Here is a 3,239-nt window from a genome sequence, read left to right as displayed (position 1 = left end):
CCGACACGATGGTGCCGGGCACCTCGCGGCCGCCCATCGAGGTGATCACCAGCTCGACTCCGTGGCGCAGGCCGGCGCCCAACAGCGTGGCGTCGACGTCGGTGGTCGTGGCGGTGCCGTCGGCGGCGGTCACATCCGCCAGGCCGCGCAGGATCTGGGACAGGATCACCCCGGAGTTGCCGCGGGCTCCGTGCAGCGCGCCCGATGACAGCGCGGCCGCGACCCGGGCCACTTCACCGGAGGCGGCCTCGGTGTTGGCCTCGGCCAGCGCCGAACGCATGGTGAACAGCATGTTGGTGCCGGTGTCGGAGTCGGCGACCGGGAAGACGTTGAGCTGGTTGATCTCGTCGGTGTGGGTGATCAGATCGCCGACAGCGGTGTGCGCCCAGTCCCGCAGGGTGGCCGCATCCAGCCGACGATCGGGGTTGCCCACCTGCACCCACCTTCCTGCCGCCACCTCCGGTGGCTGCAAGCCTAACCACTGCGCGCGACAGCACAGCTCACGCTGCGTCGGGCCGTTTTGGTGGTTGCCCGGCCCGGCGGGTATCCTGATCAGGTTGTCGGGCCACCCGCTCAGGTCGTTGGCCCTCAAGCAGACGTTTTGAGGAGTGTCACATATGGCTGCCGTGTGCGATATCTGCGGAAAGGGCCCCGGCTTCGGCAAGTCGGTGTCCCACTCGCACCGTCGGACCAGCCGTCGGTGGGACCCGAACATTCAGACCGTGCACGCCGCCCGTCCCGGCGGCAACAAGCAGCGCCTGAACGCCTGCACCTCCTGCATCAAGGCCGGCAAGGTCGCCCGCGGCTAGGGACCGCTAGGCCCGTTCGTTCCGGACCCTGCGACCCCGACCAGGCTTCGCGGTAGGCGCTGGGCGTCATGCGACAGCGTCTGCAGGAACGGGTGAGCACACGTTGTTCGGAATAGCCCAATTGCCGGCAGAGCTGACTGAGACTGAGTTCCGTCTCGAGCAGCAGGCGTTTGGCAACGTCGCATCGTGTTGGGATGGATACCGAACTGGCGAGCGAGTAGGTCCGCGCTGAGCCGTGACGTCCGGAGAAGTTGGCGGACGATGCTGCGTGCCGCGTCGACGAGGCCACTGCCGCGCTATCGGCTCGTTGAAACGCGGCGGGCAGCCGAAGTAGTCGAGGTAGTCGACTTTGGTTCCTAGCGGCGAGTGCGGAACATGCACCGAAACGGGCCGGCGTCGCTGACCACAATGAACTCAGCGAGCAACACATCATCGAGATGTGTGGTGCCCGGCTGGCCCGCTTCAAAGTTCCGAAGAAAGTCATCTTCGCCGACGCTATTCCGCGCAACCCGACCGGCAAGATACTCAAGCGGGTGCTGCGCGAGGAGTACGTTTCGGTGACCGGCAGTTCAAGCGAAGGATAGCGGTGCGGAAATCCGGTGCGTGGTGGTGTCGTTGGTTGAGCGTCGTCGTCGGGGCGTTGACGTTGACGATGTCTGGATGCGGGGGCGCAACGCCGGAGTCCGGACCGGTCCCCATCAAGAATGAGGTGAGCGTGCAGCAGATCCGTGAGATCGCCGAGCAGGCGTACATCTACGGGTACCCCATGGTCGACAACTACCGGATCCAATATTCGTATTTCGTCGATCGAGCCAACCCGCAATACAAGGGTGGCTGGAATGAAATCCATTCCGATGCACGGGTATACACCTCGTCCGACACCACGATCCAGACACCCAATTCCGACACCCCGTACTCAGCGTTGGGGGCGGATCTACGGGTCGAGCCGCTGGTGCTGACGGTCCCACCGATCGATGGGGACCGCTACTACTCGGTGCAGTTCGTCGACGCCTACACCTACAACTTCGCCTATGCGGGTACGCGCACCACCGGCAACGGTGGCGGCCGGTACCTGCTGGCCGGTCCGAACTGGCAGGGCACCAAGCCCGACGGCGTCGATGAGGTGCTGCATTCGGACACCGATTTCGTACTGGCGCTGTATCGCACGCAGCTGTTCGGTCCCGACGATATCGACAACGTCAAAGCGATCCAGGCCGGCTACACACTGCAGCCGTTGTCCGCGTTCCTCAAAAAACCGGCCACTGCCGCGCCGGCCGTCGACTTCATCAAACCGATCTCGGCGGAAGCACAGAAGAGCTCGCTGAAGTTCTTCGAGATCCTCAGTTTCGTGTTGCGGTATGCGCCGGTGCTGGACTCGGAGAAGGATTTGCGGGCCAAGTTCGCGTCCATCGGCATCGGCCCTGACGGAGGCTTCGACGCCGAGAGCCTGAGTCCCCCGCAGCGGCAGGCGTTCCAGGATGGCATCACCGACGCCTGGAAGCAGTTCGACGGGTTGCAAGCCAAAATCACCGCCGGCTCTGTTAGTTCCGGCGACCTGTTCGGGACACGGGAGATGCTGGCCGAAAACTACCTATACCGGATGGCCGGCGCGGTCAACGGGATCTACGGCAATACCAAGGCCGAGGCGATGTATCCGTTCCTGGCCACCGATGCCGCCGGAGCGCCACTGGATGGAGCCAATACCTACACCTATCGATTTGCTCCCGGCCAGCTGCCGCCGGTGCACGCGTTCTGGTCCCTGACCATGTACCGAATGCCACAGAGCCTGCTAGTCGCCAATCCGATCAACCGGTACCTGATCAATTCACCGATGCTCTCCCAGCTGGCCAAAGACCCCGACGGTGGTTACACCATCTATATCCAGCAGCACTCACCCGGACCGGACAAGGAATCCAACTGGCTACCGGCGCCGGCAGGTCCCTTCCGGATCATCGAGCGACTGTACTGGCCCGACGAGTCCGCCCTCAACGGCACCTGGCAACCATCGAAGCCTGACAAGACCTAGGCTCCGCTCGGGGGGCGTGTGGCTCCTAGCGCAGCAGGTGGCGGCTCATGACGACGCGCTGGATCTGGTTGGTGCCCTCGTAGATCTGGGTGATCTTGGCGTCGCGCATCATCCGCTCGACGGGGAAGTCGGTGGTGTAGCCGGCCCCGCCGAACAACTGCACGGCATCGGTGGTGACCTCCATGGCCACATCGGAGGCGAAGCACTTCGACGCCGCGGAGATGAAGCCCAGCTCGGTCTCACCGCGCTCGGCGCGCGCCGCGGCCGAGTAGACCATCAGCCGCGCCGCCTCCAGCTTCATCGCCATGTCGGCGAGCATGAACTGCACACCCTGGAAGGTGCTGATGTTCTTGCCGAACTGCTTGCGGTCCTTGGTGTATTCGATCGCCGCGTCCAGGGCGCCC

4 protein-coding genes and 1 pseudogene are annotated in these 3,239 nt (G+C 64.3%); 3 read left to right on the top strand and 2 right to left on the bottom strand.

Annotated elements, in window-relative coordinates; translation table 11 throughout:
• The coding region (locus A5648_RS13465; protein WP_131810567.1) for a DAK2 domain-containing protein at window positions 1-439 on the bottom strand (439 nt) is incomplete at its 3' end.
• 178 nt (window positions 440-617) lie between these two features.
• Between A5648_RS13465 and rpmB the strand changes: the two genes are divergently transcribed.
• From rpmB to A5648_RS13455, 3 genes and pseudogenes are all read left to right on the top strand, one after another.
• Window positions 618-809 (top strand): 50S ribosomal protein L28, encoded by a 192-nt coding sequence (gene rpmB, locus A5648_RS13460; RefSeq protein WP_019735921.1) that lies wholly within the window; start codon window positions 618-620, stop codon window positions 807-809.
• Window positions 810-1,204: 395 nt separating this feature from the next.
• Window positions 1,205-1,393: pseudogene (locus tag A5648_RS22815) on the top strand (AMP-binding enzyme); the annotation flags it as partial.
• A gap of 68 nt (window positions 1,394-1,461) precedes the next feature.
• On the top strand, window positions 1,462-2,835 hold the full coding sequence (locus A5648_RS13455; protein ID WP_065025030.1) for a DUF1254 domain-containing protein: 1,374 nt from the start codon (window positions 1,462-1,464) through the stop codon (window positions 2,833-2,835).
• Window positions 2,836-2,860: 25 nt separating this feature from the next.
• On the opposite strand, the gene A5648_RS13450 is transcribed toward A5648_RS13455, so the two are convergent.
• A partial coding sequence (locus A5648_RS13450) for an acyl-CoA dehydrogenase family protein (protein ID WP_267887808.1) occupies window positions 2,861-3,239 on the bottom strand: 379 nt, incomplete at its 5' end.

Source organism: Mycolicibacter sinensis (assembly GCF_001673565.1).
GTDB classification, from domain to species: domain Bacteria; phylum Actinomycetota; class Actinomycetes; order Mycobacteriales; family Mycobacteriaceae; genus Mycobacterium; species Mycobacterium sinense_C.
The sequence above is the reverse complement of the archived record's forward strand: the minus strand, read 5'-3'. Positions and strand labels throughout refer to the sequence as shown.

What these genes read in the sequence shown, in the direction of transcription:
- rpmB (WP_019735921.1), top strand. Translation starts at nt 618, where the DNA reads ATGGCTGCCGTGTGCGATATCTGCGGAAAGGGCCCCGGCTTCGGCAAG.
- A5648_RS13455 (WP_065025030.1), top strand. Translation starts at nt 1,462, where the DNA reads ATGTCTGGATGCGGGGGCGCAACGCCGGAGTCCGGACCGGTCCCCATC.